Below are 17538 nucleotides of genomic sequence, written 5' to 3'. Positions count from 1 at the left end.
TTATTCAATTAACTGCTTACTGAGCGTTGGGTTCGCATGAATCAGACGCATCAGTTTCATCTCGGTGGCAGTGGGTTTTATACGTTGTGATTCCCATTCATGCACCATCGATACTGAGACTCCCATGGCACGAGCGAAGTCATCAATTTTAAGCCCGGTTCCACGTCGCAATTGTTCAAAGTCACTAAAGTAATTCTGCTTCTTGCTCAGGGTTACCGGCTGCGTTACGTCATTTTTAAAAACAATTTGTTCCAGGCTGCTCAACAGCTCAAATTCTGGATCTTTATATTCCATCGAGAACTCCTCGTAAAATCACACAGCGGGATCGTGATACAGCTCATTAAGAATAGTCGTGAAAATTCCTGGTGTGGTGGTTGCGCCAGTGATTATTTATGCGTCGAAACGTTTTGATGCTGTTGAAATGCACGTTTTGACTTTCCGTTACCGCTTAATTGCTTGATTACGCTCAGGCTGCTTTTATTCAGTATATTTTTGTAAACCTTCAGCAGAATTTTCGATTAAGAATAATCTGTACCGATTCGCGGAAAATTTCATGCCAGGTCGGTTTCGCGCGTTTAAGAATGCATTGAAGGGGTATCTTGCGAAGCAGACCTGGACTATTCTTGTAAGCCTTCAGGCACGCGTGTGCCGGTATGCGCTTTTATGGGTGAAAGGAGTAACAAAATGGCGACAGGAAAGTCCTGCTCTCGCTGGTTCGCGCCTCTTGCGGCGTTATTAATGGTAGTAAGCCTGAGTGGGTGTTTCGACAAAGAAGGCGATCAGCGCAAGGCGTTTATCGATTTCCTGCAAAATACGGCCATGCGCAGCAGCGAACGACTGCCCGCGCTGACGGCGGATCAGAAGAAACAGTTTGGTCCGTTTGTCTCTGATTATGCTGTGATTTATGGCTATTCCCAGCAGGTTAACCAGGCGATGGACTCCGGTCTGCGTCCGGTGGTGGACAGCGTTAATGCTATCCGCGTGCCGCAGGATTATATGACGCAGCGTGAACCGCTTCGCCAGGCCAACGGTTCGCTGGGCGTGCTGAGCCAGCAACTGCAAAACGCAAAAATGCAGGCCGATGCGTCGCATGCCGCGTTAAAACAGGCTGACGATCTGAAACCGGTTTACGATCAGGTGTTTACCAAAGTGGTCACTAATCCGGCAAATGCTTTGCAACCGCTGATCCCGGCGGCGCAAGTATTTACCCAGCAACTGGTTCAGGTAGGTGATTTTATTGCTCAACAGGACACACAGGTGAGCTTTGTTGCCAACGGCATTCAGTTCCCGACGTCGCAGCAGGCCAGCCAGTATAACGCGCTGATTGCGCCGCTGGCCGCGCAGCATCAGGCGTTCAACCAGGCCTGGACAGCAGCCGTTACCGCCACGCAGCAGTAATCCGGCGCAGGCAAAAAAAAGAGGCGACAGGTTCGCCTCTTTTTTATTGCGCTTTGCGTTAGCGCGCCACTTGCGGGTTAACGCAGTTTTTCTCAACCTTACCGTTCAGCGCGTCGATCAGGTTATCTACCGCGCACTCCGCCATGTTGTAGCGCGTTTCATGAGTTGCAGAACCGATGTGCGGCAGCGCCACGACATTGGGCAGCGACAGCAATGGCGAATCAACCGGCAGTGGCTCTTGCTCAAAGACATCCAGCCCGGCGGCGTGGATCTCGCCGTTTTTCAGCGCGTCGATCAGCGCCGCTTCATCAACTACCGGGCCGCGCCCGGCATTAATAAAGATGGCCGATTTTTTCATCATCTCGAACTGCTTCTTGCCAATCAGATGATGCGTCTCGTCCGTCAGCGGCAGCACCAGGCAGACGAAATCGGACTCTTTCAGCAGCGTGTCTAAATCGCAATAGCGGGCCTGGAAGCGCTCTTCCGCCTCGGTGTGGTGGCGACGCGCGTTGTAGAGGATCGGCATGCCGAAACCGAAGTGCGCGCGCTGTGCCAGCGCAAGCCCGATGCGCCCCATGCCAATAATACCCAGCGTTTTATGGTGCACATCAACACCAAACCAGTCTGGTCCAATGCCGGATGTCCATTCGCCCACTTTCACCCGCTCAGCCACTTCCACCACGCGGCGCGCGCTGCTCAGCACCAGCGCCATAATGGTATCGGCGACCGTTTCCGTCAGCACGGTCGGGGTGTGCATCAGCAGGATTTTACGCGCGTTCAGCGCATCCACATCAAAGTTGTCATAGCCTACCGAGACCGTCGACGTGGCACGTAGCTGCGGCATTTTCTCCAGCAGTTCGCTGTCCACTTTTTCGCTGGAACCCAGCAACCCTTGCGCGTTGGCGAAGGCTTCAGCGTGTTGCGCCACCGTTTCTGGTTTCAGGTTCGCCACGCGGGTCACGGTGAAATGCGTTTCCAGACGTTGCAGCAAATCATCGGGCAAGGCTTTGTACAGGATGATGGATGGCTTCATGCGGTTCTCCCTTGTGATGGTGCGCCTGCCGGAATCTGCTTATTGTTAGCAGGCTTAACAATTAAAGTAAGCCATACGGAGGCGAAAAGCGCCACCCCCATAAAAATGTACGATGCGGACGGGCTGCCGGTGGCGCCGTTGAGATAACCCACCACCCAGGAGCCGCAGAAGGAGCCCAGCGCGCCCATACTGTTGATGAGCGCCATCGCCCCACCGGCGACATTGCGCGGCAGCATTTCAGGAATAATGGCGAAGAAAGGTCCATAAGGGGCGTACATCGCCGCGCCAGCAACCACCAGCAGTGAATAAGAGACCCAGAAGTGGTTCGCGCCAACCGCCCATGAGCCGATAAAGGCAAACGCGCCAATCAGCAGCAGCGGCCAGACGAACAGTTTGCGGTTTTGCAGCTTGTCGGATGCCCACGAGGCGAGGATCATCGCCAGCGTCGCCGCCAGGTAAGGCACGGCGGAGAGCCAGCCGACTTCCACCATGCCCAGGTTTTCACCACCGCTGCGAATAATCGATGGCAGCCACAGGACAAACCCATAGACGCCAATACTCCAGGCGAAATATTGCAGGCACAGCAGTACCACATTGCGTGAGCGGAAGGCTTCGCTGTAGTTGCGTACCGCTTTAATGCCCTGTTGTTCTTTATCAAGCTGGGTTTGCAGCGCGGTTTTCTCACTGTTCGACAGCCAGTTCACCTGCGCGGGTTTATCTTTTACCAGCACCCACCAGCAGAACGCCCAAATCACCGCCGGAATACCTTCGATAATGAACATTTCGCGCCAGCCGAAGGACTGGATCAAATAACCGGACACCACCGACATCCACAACACGGTCACCGGATTACCGAGGATCAGGAACGTGTTCGCGCGTGAACGTTCGGACTTGGTGAACCAGTTGCTGATATAGATAAGCATCGCGGGCATCACGGCGGCTTCCACCACGCCGAGGATAAAGCGGATGGCGGCCAGCATCGGGATATTACTCACCATGCCGGTTAACGATGCACACCCGCCCCACAGGATCAGGCAGATAAAGATCAGCTTGCGCACGCTGCGGCGTTCGGCGTACACCGCACCCGGGATCTGGAAAAAGAAGTAGCCAAGAAAGAACAGCGCGCCTAATAGCGAGGAGACGCCTTTGGTGATGCCTAAATCGTCGTTAATCCCGGCAGCGGAAGCAAAGCTAAAGTTGGCGCGATCGAGATAGGCCAGGCTGTAGGTAATGAACACGATCGGCATGATATACAGCCAGCGTTTTGTTGAATTTGTAGCGTTCATAAGGTTGCCTCTGTGGTTGAGGTGGTAACCGCCTGTTTGTAGGGTACAGAGCGGTGAATCATGTTTTGGCGGCAGGGTGCGTTACAGCGCGCCCAGTTCCGCACGGGTTGGCAATCCTTCGCTGTCGCCCGGCACCTGGATAGCCAGCGCGCCGATGGCGTTACCGCGGCGTACCGCTTCGGGCAAGGTTTTGCCTTCCAGCAGGGCGCTTATTACACCCACGGCGAAGCCGTCCCCGGCACCGACCGTATCGACGACGTTCTCCACTTTTACTGGCGCAACGGCGCCCTGTTCTCCGCTGGCGGTTTTAAACCACGCGCCATCGGCACCGGTTTTGATCACCACCGCTTTGACGCCGCGTTGCAGATAGAAATCGGCAATCCCTTGCGGCGTGTTTTCGCCCGTCAGAATCATCCCCTCCTTCAACCCTGGCAGAACCCAGTCGGCCTGAAAGGCGAGGCGGTTGAGCTTTTCCACCATCTCCGCTTCGCTTTTCCACAGCACCGGTCGCAGATTAGGGTCAAATGAAATGGTTTTGCCCTGCGCTTTCATGCTTTGTGCAGCATGTTCCAGCAGTGCGTAAGAGGAGGCGGACAGCGCCGCCGCCACACCGCTGAGGTGTAAATGGCGGGCTTCGTTAAACAGCGCCGCGTGAAAATCGTCTGTCGAGAGGTGGCTGGCCGCCGAGCCTTTACGGAAATACTCTACGATGGGATCGGTTCCATTTTCGGCTTTAGATTTCAGTTGAAAGCCGGTGGCATAACGCCCGTCGAGCGTCACGCCAGCGGTACTGATATTTTCTTTACGCAGCGTATTGAGGATAAAGCGCCCGAAGCTGTCATCGCCGACGCGGCTTACCCAACTGACCTGCAAACCCAGGCGCGCCAGCCCGGTGGCGACATTCAGCTCCGCGCCTGCCGCCCGCTTGATAAACTGTCCGGCATCGGCCAGATCGCCGGTTTCGCTGGCGACAAACATCGCCATCGCTTCGCCAATCGTGATGACATCCAGCGGTTTATGCATGATGGGACTCCTCGCGTAACAAATTAACGTAATGACGGGTAACGGCGGTCAGATCCTCGCCCTCAAGCGGGAATTCGATACCGCGCGGCGCATCGGCCGGTAAGTTATTCAGCAGCGCCAGCCAGCGGGCATCGGCAGTGTCCGGCGGTACGGCGCGGAAACTGTCGCCATGGGTCACAGCGGCTTTGACATGGATATAACTGACCGCAGGCGCAAGCTGGCGTGCGGCGTTTTCAGGTGTTTCACCAACCCACAGCCAGTTACCGGTATCGAAGGTTAAACTCACCGGCAGAGCCAACGTATGACAGGCGGCTTTAAAGCGCAGCATCGGCGCGAGCTTGCCGCAGGCGGTCTGGTCGTTTTCCACCACCAGCGGCACCGGGCTGGTCGCCAGCCAGTCGCGCAGCGTTTCGAGCGTAGCGTGATGGCGAAAGTGGCCGAGCGAGACTTTTAACCACTGGGCTTTCAGCGTCTGCGCTTCTGCCAGCAGGGCCGGTAAGCGCGGGTTCAGTGCGCCATCCGCTTCGAACAGCGCTTCCGGCGCGGAATAACAGACTTGCAGGTTGTGCAGGTCGATGGCGAAGGCCAGCGAGGCCAGATGGGTTAACGCCTCTTCGCTTAACAGCTCGCGGCGGATCTCAACGCCGTCGGCTCCGGCTTCGGCAATAATCGGCAGCAGGGCAATTTGCCCACCCAGCGCCTCGATGCGCGTGTGGCCGTAAGCGGCGGTGACGACGATAATTTTTCTCTGCATTGTCCGACTCCCGGGCGACTTTCTCGCTTTCGTATGTCTTTAACGCTAGATGGAACCGGTTCCAAAGAAAAGTGCACTGTGCCGGAATTATGATCGTCATCACGAAGGATATTTAACGCGCTGTAGAACCGCGCACGATCAGTTCGCCGGAAAAAACGTGCTCGCGAACCGTGTCGCTATGGCCTTCAATGCGCCGCACGACTTGCTCGACGGCGGCAAAGCCAATTTGCCAGGTCGGTTGTTTGAGGGTGGTGATGCCAACGCCTGCCAGCTCGGCCCACTCCAGCTCATCGAAACCGAGCAGACCAATGTCGCTGCCCCAGTTCAGGCCGATACGTTTTAGTGAACGCGCCACTTGCAGGGTGAGCGCGCCGTTGGCGGAGATAACAGCTTTGCGCATTCCCCGGTGGCTGGCATGGAACTGGCGCAGGGTATTATCGAGCTGCGCGGCTTCATGCAGCACAATTTCGGCGTTTTCCGCCACCATGCCGGGGTAACGGGCAAGCGTTGCGCGAAACGCGGCCAGCCGTTCGCGGCGGGTATTCACCGAGCCCAGCGGTTCACTCAGGAACAACAGCGCTTCGAAGCCCTGTTCAATCAGGTGCTCAGTGGCGGTGGTGGCAGCCTGGGTGTTGTCCAGCCCAACCACATCGCAGGCGAAATCGGGGATTTTGCGGTCAATCAGCACCATCGGCAGCGAGGATTGTTGCAGCCGGTTTAGCCCCTCTTCGCGCATCCCTACAGCGTTAACCACAATGCCCTCCACCTGGTAACTGCGCAGCAGGTCGAGGTAATGCAGCTCCTGATCGACTTCATTGTTGGTGTTACACATCAACGGTGTGAACCCTTTTTCGCGACAGGCGGCTTCAATGCCGCTCAGCACATGCACCGAATAGGGGTTAGTGATGTCAGCAATGATCAGACCAATCAGGCGGGTACGACCGCGCTTTAACCCGCGCGCCATCAGGCTTGGGCGGTAGTCGAGATCGGCAACCGCCTGCTCAATACGTGCCAGCAGCGCGGCGGAAAGCAGATGTTTTTCACCATTCAGGTAGCGTGAAATACTGGTTTTTCCCGTTTTTGCCGCTTTCGCGACATCGCTGATTGTTGGCCGCGCCGTTTTCGCCATGGTTGCTTCCCTCACCGTGAATGGTTGCCCACACCTTAGCGCGAAATAGCGCGCAATCAAGCACTAAGCGAGGCTTATCACCCGCAGTGTGAGCGTAATGACGTTTAATTCTTTGCTATCGCGCTGCTGCTGTGGATGATAGAGCGCAAAACAAAATCGACACCACCTGCAACCTATCCAGGAGCACGCGTTGGCAAACTCTGCAATCAAAACTGTTCTCACGGCTGCCCACTGGGGGCCGATGCTGGTCGACACCGATGGCGAAAAGGTGCTCGCTTCGCGCGGCGCGCTGCCGACGCGTCACCCCAACTCACTGCAAACCGTTGTGCAGGATCAGGTCCACAGCCCAACGCGCGTGCGCTATCCGATGGTGCGTAAAGGATTTCTCGCTTCACCTTCCAGCCCGCAGGGTGTGCGCGGCCAGGATGAGTTTGTGCGCGTTAGCTGGGATGAAGCGCTGACGCTGATTCATCAGCAGCACCAGCGTATCCGTGAAACTTACGGTCCGTCGTCGATTTTCGCCGGTTCTTATGGCTGGCGTTCCAACGGCGTGCTGCACAAAGCGGCGACCTTGTTACAACGCTATATGAGCCTTGCCGGAGGGTATACCGGGCATCTGGGCGATTACTCTACTGGTGCGGCGCAGGCGATCATGCCGCATGTCGTTGGCGGCAACGAAGTGTATCAGCAGCAAACCAGTTGGCCGCTTATCCTCGAACACAGCGAAGTGGTGGTGCTGTGGAGCGCTAACCCGCTTAACACGCTGAAAATAGCCTGGAACGCTACCGACGAGCAGGGCATTCCCTATTTCGATGCGCTGCGCAAAAGCGGTAAGCGGGTGATCTGCATCGATCCGATGCGTTCGGAAACCGTTGATTTCTTTGGCGATAGCATGGAGTGGATTGCGCCACACATGGGAACCGACGTCGCGCTGATGCTCGGTATTGCGCATACACTGGTGGAAAATGGCTGGCAGGATGCGGATTTCCTCTCCCGCTACACTGTCGGTTATGACACGTTCGCGGCCTACCTGACCGGCGAGCGTGACGGCGTGGCAAAAACCGCCGAGTGGGCCGCAGAGATTTGTGGCGTTACTGCCGACAAAATTCGCGAACTGGCGGCACTTTTCCACGAAAACACCACCATGCTGATGTCCGGCTGGGGAATGCAGCGCCAGCAGTTCGGCGAGCAAAAACACTGGATGCTGGTGACGCTGGCGGCGATGCTGGGGCAAATCGGTACGCCCGGTGGCGGTTTTGGTCTCTCTTACCATTTCGCCAATGGCGGCAACCCAACGCGCCGCGCGGCGGTGCTGGCCTCAATGCAGGGCACGGTGAAAGATGGCATTGACGCGGTGGATAAAATCCCCGTTGCGCGCATTGTCGAAGCGCTGGAAAACCCCGGCGCGCCGTATCAGCACAACGGTATGGATCGCCACTTCCCGGATATTCGCTTTGTCTGGTGGGCGGGCGGTGCGAACTTTACCCATCACCAGGATACCAACCGGCTGATTCGCGCCTGGCAAAAACCGGAGCTGGTGGTAATTTCTGAATGCTTCTGGACGGCGGCGGCGAAACACGCGGATATCGTGTTGCCGGCGACCACCTCGTTTGAACGTAACGATCTGACGATGACCGGTGATTACAGCAACCAGCATCTGGTGCCGATGAAGCAGGTCGTCGCGCCGCAATATGAAGCACGCGATGACTGGGAGGTGTTTGCCGAGCTGAGCGAACGCTGGGAAGCGGGCGGTCGCGAGCGTTTTACCGAAGGCAAAAACGACCTGCAATGGCTGGAGACGTTTTACAACATTGCTGCCGAGCGCGGTGCCAGCCAACAGGTGACGCTGCCGCCGTTCGCCGAGTTCTGGCAGGCGAACCAGCTTATTGAAATGCCGGAGAGCGAGCAGAATGCGCGCTTTGTTCGCTTTGCGGATTTTCGCCGCGATCCGCAAGCCAACCCGTTGAAAACGCCGAGCGGAAAAATCGAAATTTTCTCCGAGCGGATTAACAGCTTCGGTTATGCCGATTGCCCGCCGCATCCAATGTGGCTGGAGCCGGATGAATGGCACGGCAACGCACAACCGCAGCAATTACAGGTGCTTTCCGCGCATCCGGCGCATCGCCTGCACAGCCAGCTTAACTATTCCCGACTGCGGGAAACGTATGCTGTTGCTGGTCGCGAACCTGTTACGCTGCATCCTGCGGATGCGAAAGCGCGCGGGATTGTTGCGGGGGATATGGTACGCGTGTGGAACCAACGTGGGCAGGTGCTGGCGGGCGCGGTGGTAACCGATGGGATTAAACCTGGCGTGATTTGCATTCACGAAGGCGCGTGGCCGGATCTTGACCCTGCGGCGGGCGGCATCTGTAAAAACGGCGCGGTGAATGTGCTCACCAAAGATCTGCCCAGCTCACGGCTGGGCAATGGCTGCGCCGGTAATACGGCGCTGGCGTGGGTAGAGAAATATCAGGGGCCGGCGCTTACGCTGACGGCGTTTGATCCGCCTGCCAGTTCATGATCCACGTCGGGTGGCGGGTTTCTTCCTGCCAGGCGCTATCTTCGATACGAAAACCCTGCGCATGATAGAAATTCACTGCCCGCACGTTTTTCTGATACACCTCAAGGCTTAGCCATTTAAAGCGCTGTTTGGCATGATCCATCAGCGCTTTGCCAATGCCACGGCCAATCGCGGCGGGGCGCACAAACAGCGCCCCGATAAACTGCGCGTCCATCACACTGATAAAGCCTTGTAACTCGCCGTTCTCTTCCCAGACCCAGGTTTTTGCCACCGGCAAATAGGCATCGCGCACCAGCGCCTCGCTGTTCTGCCAGTAGCGCACATCAATAAACGGATGGGCAAAGCTTGTGCTCTCCATCCACAGCGCGAGCAACGGCGACAGATCCTTGCTACGCCACGCGCGGATCATGCTTTCCTCCGGGATGACAGAAACAGCCGGTAATATGGTCGTTGACCAGCCCACACGCCTGCATAAATGAGTAACAAATGGTGGTGCCGACAAATTTGAAGCCGCGTTTTTTCAGCGCTTTTGATAACGCATCTGACGCCGGAGTGGAGGTGGGGATTTCCGCCAGCGTGGCGGCCTGGGTGAGTTGCGGGGTGTTATCAACAAAACCCCAGATAAATTCCGAAAATGGCTCGCCGTTTTGCGCCATCGCCAGATAGGCGCGGGCGTTGCCGATGATTGCTTCAATCTTGCCGCGATGACGAATAATGCCGGCGTCTTGCAGCAACATTTCTACCTCTTCGGCGGTCATTGCGGCGACGCGTTCAGGCTCAAATTGATGGAAAGCTTTGCGGTAGTTTTCCCTTTTTTTCAAAACGGTAATCCATGATAACCCCGCTTGTTGCCCCTCGAGGCAGATCATCTCGAACAGCTTTTTACCGTCCTTTTGCGCCACACCCCACTCGGTATCATGGTAAGCGAGATAAAGCGGATCCTGAGTAACCCAACCACAACGCTGCATATCCTTACTCCGTCTGTGATATGTAAAATAAACCTCTGCCTGTCTTGACGCGCACCCCAGAAAGACAATATTTATTAAAGGGTCTTGACCCCAACAAACAACGATAACAATTACGCCGAATTCGGCTCTTCTCTGGAGTCGCAACTTGATGAAAATAAACCGCAGTGGCCTTTCGCTGGTGCTGCTGCCTGCTTGTCTGCTTTTTTGCCAGACGGCAGCGGCCTGGCAACAAGAATACAGTGGCAGCGACAAACTGAATGTGACCGCCGAACGCTACACCTGGGATAGCGATCGGCAGCCGCGTTATAACGACATTCTTGAAGAGCGCATCCGCTCGACGCAAAACTTGCCCGGCGTGGCGTTTAATCTGCCCGATGAAACCCCGCTGGATTCCATCAGCACCATGAGCATTGGCCTGAATATTCCGCTGGCGAGCAGCGTGACCACCGGCCCGGTTGCGGTGTGGCATTACGATGGCTCAATGACCTCAATGTATAACGAATTTGGCGACAGCGCGACCACCATGCAGTACAGCGATCCGCTGTGGCACGCCAGCGTAAGCTCGCTTGGCTGGCGCGTGGATAGCCGCTTTGGCGATCTTCGCCCGTGGGCGCAAATCAGTTTCAACCAGCAATTTGGCGAAAATGTCTGGAAGAGCCAGTCTGGTCTTTACCGCTTAACCGCCGCCAACCAATACGGCAACTGGATGGATGTCACACTCGGCGCGGACATGCTGCTGAATCCACATCTGGCGGCTTACGCAGCAATGTCGCAGTCGGAAAATGCCACCTTTGGGCAAAATTATCTCTACAGTATGGGCGTAAGTGCGCGGTTCTGATCGCTATTTAAAACAAACTTTTTACACTTAAGAAACAATCACCGCGCGTTTTATCGCGATAGTATGTACTAACTCACATTTAGGTTTCGGCGCGTGAAGTGATGCCCGCGCCATTCATTCCCGCTTACGTGCATTTCATTCCTTCTGACGCGCATTTCATGCCTTTTTTAGCCAGGCGTGAAATGCGCTTCGTTATTGTTGTCGGCAGTGAATTCCTTCTCTTTTTTTGCAGGACAACTGCCATGAATACACCATCTGCTCATCACACTCGCTGGCTGACACTGGTCGGCACCATTATTACGCAGTTTGCCTTAGGGTCCGTTTATACCTGGAGTCTGTTTAATAGCTCGCTTTCGGAAAAACTGGGCGAGCCGGTAAGCCAGGTGGCTTTCTCGTTTGGCCTGCTGAGTCTTGGTCTGGCGCTCTCTTCTTCTGTCGCCGGGAAATTACAGGAACGTTTTGGCGTAAAACGCGTCACTATCGCTTCCGGCCTGCTGCTGGGGTTGGGTTTCTTCCTTACCGCGCACTCCAGCAACCTGCTGATGCTGTGGCTGAGCGCCGGTGTGTTGGTCGGTGTGGCGGATGGCGCAGGTTACTTGCTGACGCTTTCCAACTGCGTGAAGTGGTTCCCGGAGCGCAAAGGGCTGATCTCCGCCTTCTCCATCGGTTCTTACGGCCTTGGCAGCCTGGGTTTTAAATTTATCGACAGCCAGCTGTTAGCCAGCGTCGGCCTGGAAAGCACATTTATGATCTGGGGCGCGATTGTACTGGTGATGATCGTTTTTGGCGCGATGCTGATGACCGATGCGCCGCTGCAAAAAGTCACCACTGCAAACGGCGTAGTAGAAAACGACTTCACGCTGGCGCAATCCATGCGTAAACCGCAGTACTGGATGCTGGCGGTGATGTTCCTGACCTCCTGCATGAGCGGCCTGTATGTGATTGGTGTAGCGAAAGATATCGCGCAGGGTATGGTGCATTTAGACTCGCTGACAGCGGCAAGTGCGGTGACCGTTATTGCCATCGCTAACCTCAGTGGACGTCTGGTGCTGGGAGTGCTGTCTGACAAAATTTCCCGCATCCGTGTGATTACGCTGGGCCAGTTGATTTCTCTGGTCGGTATGGCGGCGCTGCTGTTCGCACCGCTGAACGCCATGACCTTTTTCGCCGCTATCGCCTGCGTAGCGTTTAACTTTGGCGGTAATCTCACCGTGTTCCCGTCGCTGGTGAGCGAGTTCTTCGGCCTGAACAATCTGGCGAAAAACTACGGTGTGATTTATCTGGGCTTCGGTATCGGCAGTATCTGCGGGTCGATTATTGCTTCGCTGTTTGGCGGCTTCTATGTCACCTTCTGCGTCATCTTCGCCCTGCTGATTGTTTCTCTGGCACTCTCTACCACCATTCGCCAGCCGCAACGCCGCGTTTACAAAGAAGCGCACGCCTGAAGGTAAAACAGTGCAGAAACCGCCGCAATGTCGGCGGTTTTTCTGTATCTGCCGCACACTCCCGCCAGAGCGACTATCCTTATTGGTCAGGTTCTACCTACTAAAGGAGTCTCAAATGTCTTTAGAAAAAGTGGTTTATCGTGCGAAAGCGAAAGCAACCGGGGGCCGCGATGGTCGTGCAACCTCCTCTGATGGCGTGCTGGATGTGAAGCTGGGCGTGCCGAAAGAGATGGGCGGCGCGGGCGGTGAAGTGACCAACCCGGAGCAGCTTTTTGCCGCAGGTTACTCCGCCTGTTTCCTGGGGGCGCTGAAACATGTTGCGTCGGTAGAGAAGAAGAAAGTGCCGCAGGAAGCCTACATTGAAGGACAGGTAGGCATTGGCCCGTTGCCGACCGGTTTTGGTATTGAAGCGCAGCTGGATATTCACCTGCCGGGCATGGATCACCAGGAAGCGGAAGCGCTGGTACAGAAAGCACACATCGTTTGTCCGTATTCGAATGCGACCCGTGGCAATATTGATGTGAAGCTGAACGTGATCACCTCCTGATAGCCCATTTCTGTTACGGTTTTCTGACCCCGGCCATATTTTTTGTAAAGATATGGCCGGTTAGCACGTCCTCATGACACTTTTCCGCGCCGCTATGGTCTACTTAGCGCGCTTTTGAAGTTTCCAGGAAAACTTCCTTCGCGTTTTATCACCCTGCGGACGTTAGCGAATAACGCTCGCCAGGTGCTTTTTTCTTTCTTCAGAGTTGCTTGCATGACTTATATCAAAGCGATGACGCAGCAGAAGCTCAGCTTCCTGCTGGCGATATATATCGGTCTGTTTATGAATTGCGCTGTGTTCTACCGTCGCTTTGATGGTTATGCACAAGCGTTCACCGTTTTGAAAGGGATCTCGGCGGTTGTTGAACTCATTGGTACGGTGCTGGTCACCTTCTTTCTGCTACGCCTTTTGTCGCTGCTGGGTCGCCGGGTCTGGCGTGTACTGGCGTCGCTGGTGGTTATTTTCTCCGCCGCCGCCAGCTATTACATGACGTTTCTTAACGTGGTGATCGGTTACGGCATTATCGCTTCGGTGATGACCACGGATATTGATCTCTCCAAAGAGGTGGTGGGCTGGCAGCTCATCACATGGGTGGTGCTGGTCAGCGCACTGCCGTTGCTTTCCATCTGGAGTAACCGCTGTCGCGACACGTTGCTGCGCCAGTTGAGCACACCGGGCGCGCGTATTCGCAGCGTGAGCATCGTGCTGCTGGCTGGTTTAATGGTCTGGGGACCGATTCGCCTGCTCGACTTGCAGCAGAAAAACGCGGAGCGGACGTCCGGTGTCGATATGCCAAGCTATGGCGGCGTGGTGGCAAACTCTTATCTGCCATCGAACTGGCTTTCAGCGCTGGGCTTGTATGCCTGGGCCCAGGTAGATGAATCTTCCGACTACAAATCGCTGATCAACCCGGCGAAAAAATTTACTTATGTCGCGCCGAAAGATATCGACGACACCATGGTGGTGTTTATCATCGGCGAGACCACGCGCTGGGATCATATGGGGATGCTGGGCTACTCCCGCGATACCACGCCGAAACTGGCGCAGGAGAAAAACCTGGTGGCGTTCCGTGGTTACTCCTGTGATACCGCGACCAAACTCTCCCTGCGCTGTATGTTTGTGCGTGAGGGCGGGGCGGATGATAACCCGCAGCGCACGCTGAAAGAGCAAAACGTCTTCGCGGTACTGAAACAGCTCGGTTTTTCCAGCGATTTATACGCTATGCAGAGCGAGATGTGGTTCTACAGCAACACCATGGCCGACAACATTGCGTACCGCGAGCAGATTGGCGCCGAGCCGCGCAACCGTGGCAAAAACGTCGATGATATGCTGCTGATTAATGAACTGCAGGCCTCGCTGGATAAAGGTGCTCGCGGTAAGCGATTGATTATTATGCATACCAAAGGCTCGCACTTTAACTATACGCAGCGCTATCCGCGCAATTTTGCGAAATGGACGCCAGAGTGTGTGAGCGTGGATGATAAGTGCAGTAAGGAAGAGCTGATTAACTCCTTCGATAACTCGGTGACATATGTTGATCACTTTATCGATACGGTGATTGATAAGGTGCGCGATCGCAAAGCGATTGTGTTCTATGCGGCCGATCATGGTGAGTCAATCAATGAGAAAGAGCATCTGCACGGTACACCGCGCAAAATGGCACCGCCGGAGCAATTCCGCGTGCCGATGATGGTCTGGATGTCGGACAAATATTTGCAGGATCCGCAGAAGGCGCAGATGTTCGCGCAGCTCAAGCAGCAGGCGGCATTTAAAACGCCGCGCCGCCATGTTGAGCTGTACGACACCATCATGGGATGCCTGGGTTATACCTCGCCGAACGGCGGGATTAATGAGAACAACAACTGGTGCCATTTGCCGTCGCAGACGGCGAAATAAGCCGCTTGCTGGCTTTATCACCAGTCAGTTAGCTTTTTTACACGAAGGGATTGACGGGGCATGTCGGCGGCAGTAAGATGCGCCCCGCATTCGGTGATTGGCGCAGCCTGGTAGCGCACTTCGTTCGGGACGAAGGGGTCGGAGGTTCGAATCCTCTATCACCGACCAAATTCAGAAAAACCCAACCGTAAGGTTGGGTTTTTTGCTTTCTGCACCCGAAAGAGGATGAGAGCCTCCGGGGGCAGAGGTTCGACCCGGGCGTAGCGAGAGAACGTTGCTTCAGCAATGGCCCGCAGGATGAGCCACGCAGTGGCGAGTCATCAGAGATGATGTGTCTGCATAACGCCTGATGAACGAAACTCCTCCTGTGCCAACGTGCGGTTTCGCCACGGCGATGTATAAGCCTGCTTAATGCAGTAATACCTGGCAGAATGCAAAGCGGCAAATTTGCCGAAATCTCCCTTATCCCCATTTCCCGCTGCCAGTTCACTATTTTGTGCGATATTCCATTGTATTTTTTTATATATGTTTGAATCTTTTTTCGCGTTGCTTATGGATAGAGGCAGCATTTTCACCTGTGCGTTTTAACGTTCGCGGCATTAATCGCTCAGATATTCAGCATTTCGCAAGAATTTTTTCATTATCTGCATGAATGTTAATCACTGATTACGGAGAATTAATAAGCGCATTATTCTGGCATCTTGCCGCTAGCACAAATTTCCCTGCTGAAAACAGGCGTCTGAAGTTTTTTTTAACTTTGTTTACCGATTCTCACCGTCGTTGTAAATCCCGGTTACCTGTATTGACGTTTTGACATTCTGTTGACAGATTGTAGGGCGTGAGGGGCATTTCAAGGAGAATCTGCACTGCAACTCAGTCAACCTTGTGAAAGGAATCCCCATCTCTCATAACGCCTTCGGGCACAACCGACCAGACCGGGTAAAAATCTAATAAAGGGCTGTCGGATATACCCACTGCATGGGTAACAACACATATCACATTGGAGCAGAATCAATGAGTATTTCCTTGAAGAAGTCAGGGATGCTGAAGCTCGGTCTTAGCCTGGTGGCAATGACCGTCGCGGCTAGCGTGCAGGCTAAAACCCTGGTTTATTGTTCTGAAGGCTCGCCTGAAGGCTTTAACCCACAGCTTTTCACCTCTGGTACCACTTACGATGCCAGCTCCGTGCCAATCTATAACCGCCTGGTAGAATTCAAAACTGGCACCACGGAAGTGATTCCGGGTCTGGCTGAGAAGTGGGATATCAGCGCCGATGGCAAAACCTACACTTTCCACCTGCGTAAAGGCGTGAAGTGGCAGGACAACAAAGATTTCAAACCGACGCGTGAATTCAACGCCGATGATGTCGTCTTCTCCTTCGATCGTCAGAAAAACGATCAGAACCCGTACCACAAAGTTTCTGGCGGCAGCTACGAATACTTTGAAGGCATGGGTCTGCCGGACCTGATTAGCGAAGTGAAGAAAGTTGACGACAACACCGTTCAGTTCGTGCTGACTCGCCCGGAATCACCGTTCCTGGCTGACCTGGCGATGGACTTCGCGTCCATTCTGTCCAAAGAGTATGCAGACAACATGCTGAAAGCGGGCACCCCGGAGAAAGTTGACCTGGATCCGATCGGTACTGGTCCGTTCCAGCTGCTGCAATACCAAAAAGACTCCCGCATTCTGTACAAAGCGTTTGAAGGTTTCTGGGGCACCAAGCCGAAAATCGATCGCCTGGTCTTCTCCATTACGCCTGACGCGTCAGTACGTTATGCCAAACTGCAGAAAAACGAGTGCCAGGTTATGCCGTACCCGAACCCGGCTGACATCGCGCGTATGAAGCAGGACAAAAACATTAACCTGATGGAACAGGCTGGCCTGAACGTCGGTTACATGTCCTTCAACACCGAGAAGAAACCGTTTGATGACGTGAAAGTGCGTCAGGCGCTGACTTACGCGGTGAACAAAGAAGCGATCATCAAAGCGGTTTACCAGGGCGCGGGTGTTGCGGCGAAAAACCTGATCCCGCCGACCATGTGGGGCTATAACGACGACGTTAAAGATTACACCTACGATCCTGAGAAGGCGAAACAGCTGCTGAAAGAAGCCGGCCAGGATAAAGGCTTTACCGTTGAGCTGTGGGCAATGCCGGTACAGCGTCCGTACAACCCGAACGCTCGCCGTATGGCCGAGATGATTCAGGCTGACTGGGCGAAAGTGGGCGTACAAGCCAAAATCGTTACCTATGAGTGGGGTGAATACCTGAAGCGCGCGAAAGCGGGCGAACACCAGGCGGTAATGATGGGCTGGACCGGCGACAACGGGGATCCGGATAACTTCTTCGCGACCCTGTTCAGCTGCGCAGCGGCTAAAGACGGTTCCAACTACTCTCGCTGGTGCTACAAGCCGTTTGAAGATCTGATTCAACCGGCGCGCGCCACCGACGACCACAACAAGCGTGTTGAACTGTACAAACAGGCTCAGGTTGTGATGCATGACCAGGCTCCGGCGCTGATCGTCGCTCACTCCACCGTTTACGAGCCAGTGCGTAAAGAAGTCAAAGGCTATGTGGTTGATCCGTTAGGTAAACACCACTTCGAAAACGTGTCTGTTGAATAATAAGCACGGTGCCTTTTCCCTCTCCCCTCTGGGGAGGGGGAATTTACATTTGTGAGCAATACAGACGCGCCGTCGCCA

Annotated in this window: 15 protein-coding genes, 1 tRNA gene and 1 other RNA gene; 9 read left to right on the top strand and 8 right to left on the bottom strand. The window is 54.9% G+C overall.

Features of this window, described 5'->3' with window-relative positions:
• Positions 1-294, bottom strand: coding sequence for an HTH-type transcriptional regulator (locus AAIG26_RS16850; protein WP_020455698.1), 294 nt, complete (start codon positions 292-294; stop codon positions 1-3).
• 390 nt (positions 295-684) lie between these two features.
• Here AAIG26_RS16850 and AAIG26_RS16845 point away from each other — a divergent pair, with 390 nt between their 5' ends.
• Positions 685-1398, top strand: coding sequence for a DUF3053 domain-containing protein (locus tag AAIG26_RS16845; protein ID WP_020455697.1), 714 nt, complete (start codon positions 685-687; stop codon positions 1396-1398).
• 58 nt (positions 1399-1456) lie between these two features.
• On the opposite strand, the gene ghrB is transcribed toward AAIG26_RS16845, so the two are convergent.
• From ghrB to AAIG26_RS16820, 5 genes are all read right to left on the bottom strand, one after another.
• Entirely contained in the window at positions 1457-2431 is a 975-nt protein-coding gene (gene ghrB, locus AAIG26_RS16840) for a glyoxylate/hydroxypyruvate reductase GhrB (protein WP_343181035.1), read from the bottom strand.
• Entirely contained in the window at positions 2428-3717 is a 1290-nt protein-coding gene (locus AAIG26_RS16835) for an MFS transporter (protein WP_020455695.1), read from the bottom strand. Before AAIG26_RS16835 ends, ghrB begins: the two co-directional genes overlap by 4 nt.
• A gap of 81 nt (positions 3718-3798) precedes the next feature.
• The gene (locus AAIG26_RS16830; protein ID WP_097406422.1) at positions 3799-4740 is read right to left on the bottom strand and encodes a sugar kinase; all 942 of its coding nucleotides are present in this window, start codon (positions 4738-4740) and stop codon (positions 3799-3801) included.
• A complete protein-coding gene (locus AAIG26_RS16825) occupies positions 4733-5494 on the bottom strand; it encodes a sugar phosphate isomerase/epimerase (RefSeq protein WP_343181033.1) in 762 nt (253 codons plus the stop codon). Before AAIG26_RS16825 ends, AAIG26_RS16830 begins: the two co-directional genes overlap by 8 nt.
• 112 nt (positions 5495-5606) lie before the next feature.
• A complete protein-coding gene (locus AAIG26_RS16820) occupies positions 5607-6623 on the bottom strand; it encodes a LacI family DNA-binding transcriptional regulator (protein ID WP_045507585.1) in 1017 nt (338 codons plus the stop codon).
• Between the two features lie 190 nt (positions 6624-6813).
• Between AAIG26_RS16820 and AAIG26_RS16815 the strand changes: the two genes are divergently transcribed.
• Positions 6814-9144, top strand: coding sequence for a molybdopterin guanine dinucleotide-containing S/N-oxide reductase (locus tag AAIG26_RS16815; RefSeq protein ID WP_343181031.1), 2331 nt, complete (start codon positions 6814-6816; stop codon positions 9142-9144).
• Here AAIG26_RS16815 and AAIG26_RS16810 read toward each other — a convergent pair.
• Together AAIG26_RS16810 and tag are read right to left on the bottom strand one after the other, a co-directional pair.
• Entirely contained in the window at positions 9107-9553 is a 447-nt protein-coding gene (locus tag AAIG26_RS16810) for an N-acetyltransferase (protein WP_343181029.1), read from the bottom strand. The genes AAIG26_RS16815 and AAIG26_RS16810 overlap by 38 nt on opposite strands.
• A complete protein-coding gene (gene tag, locus AAIG26_RS16805; protein ID WP_160268403.1) occupies positions 9534-10112 on the bottom strand; it encodes a DNA-3-methyladenine glycosylase I in 579 nt (192 codons plus the stop codon). The genes AAIG26_RS16810 and tag overlap by 20 nt, the downstream gene beginning before the upstream one ends.
• 148 nt (positions 10113-10260) lie before the next feature.
• Here tag and AAIG26_RS16800 point away from each other — a divergent pair, with 148 nt between their 5' ends.
• The 7 genes from AAIG26_RS16800 to dppA all read left to right on the top strand — a co-directional run bounded on the left by AAIG26_RS16800 (position 10261) and on the right by dppA (position 17460).
• Positions 10261-10950, top strand: a complete 690-nt coding sequence (locus AAIG26_RS16800; RefSeq protein ID WP_020455688.1) for an autotransporter domain-containing protein — start codon at positions 10261-10263, stop codon at positions 10948-10950.
• A gap of 242 nt (positions 10951-11192) precedes the next feature.
• On the top strand, positions 11193-12395 hold the full coding sequence (locus AAIG26_RS16795; protein WP_343181027.1) for an MFS transporter: 1203 nt from the start codon (positions 11193-11195) through the stop codon (positions 12393-12395).
• 115 nt (positions 12396-12510) lie between these two features.
• Positions 12511-12942: an organic hydroperoxide resistance protein gene (locus AAIG26_RS16790; RefSeq protein ID WP_017458241.1), complete on the top strand. Its 432-nt coding sequence runs from the start codon at positions 12511-12513 to the stop codon at positions 12940-12942.
• A gap of 213 nt (positions 12943-13155) precedes the next feature.
• Complete coding sequence (gene eptB, locus AAIG26_RS16785; RefSeq protein WP_343181026.1) at positions 13156-14838, top strand: kdo(2)-lipid A phosphoethanolamine 7''-transferase; 1683 nt, start codon at positions 13156-13158, stop codon at positions 14836-14838.
• A gap of 91 nt (positions 14839-14929) precedes the next feature.
• Positions 14930-15006: transfer RNA gene (locus AAIG26_RS16780), tRNA-Pro, on the top strand.
• A 56-nt stretch (positions 15007-15062) separates the two neighbouring features.
• Positions 15063-15160: non-coding RNA, RtT sRNA (locus tag AAIG26_RS16775), on the top strand.
• 692 nt (positions 15161-15852) lie between these two features.
• The gene (gene dppA, locus AAIG26_RS16770; protein WP_044489521.1) at positions 15853-17460 is read left to right on the top strand and encodes a dipeptide ABC transporter periplasmic-binding protein DppA; all 1608 of its coding nucleotides are present in this window, start codon (positions 15853-15855) and stop codon (positions 17458-17460) included.
• The last annotated feature ends 78 nt before the right edge of the window (positions 17461-17538 follow it).

It is taken from the genome of Kosakonia sp. PSU_27, from assembly GCF_039409795.1.
Classification (GTDB): Bacteria; Pseudomonadota; Gammaproteobacteria; order Enterobacterales; family Enterobacteriaceae; genus Kosakonia.
This window is presented reverse-complemented; position numbering and strand designations above follow the sequence as displayed.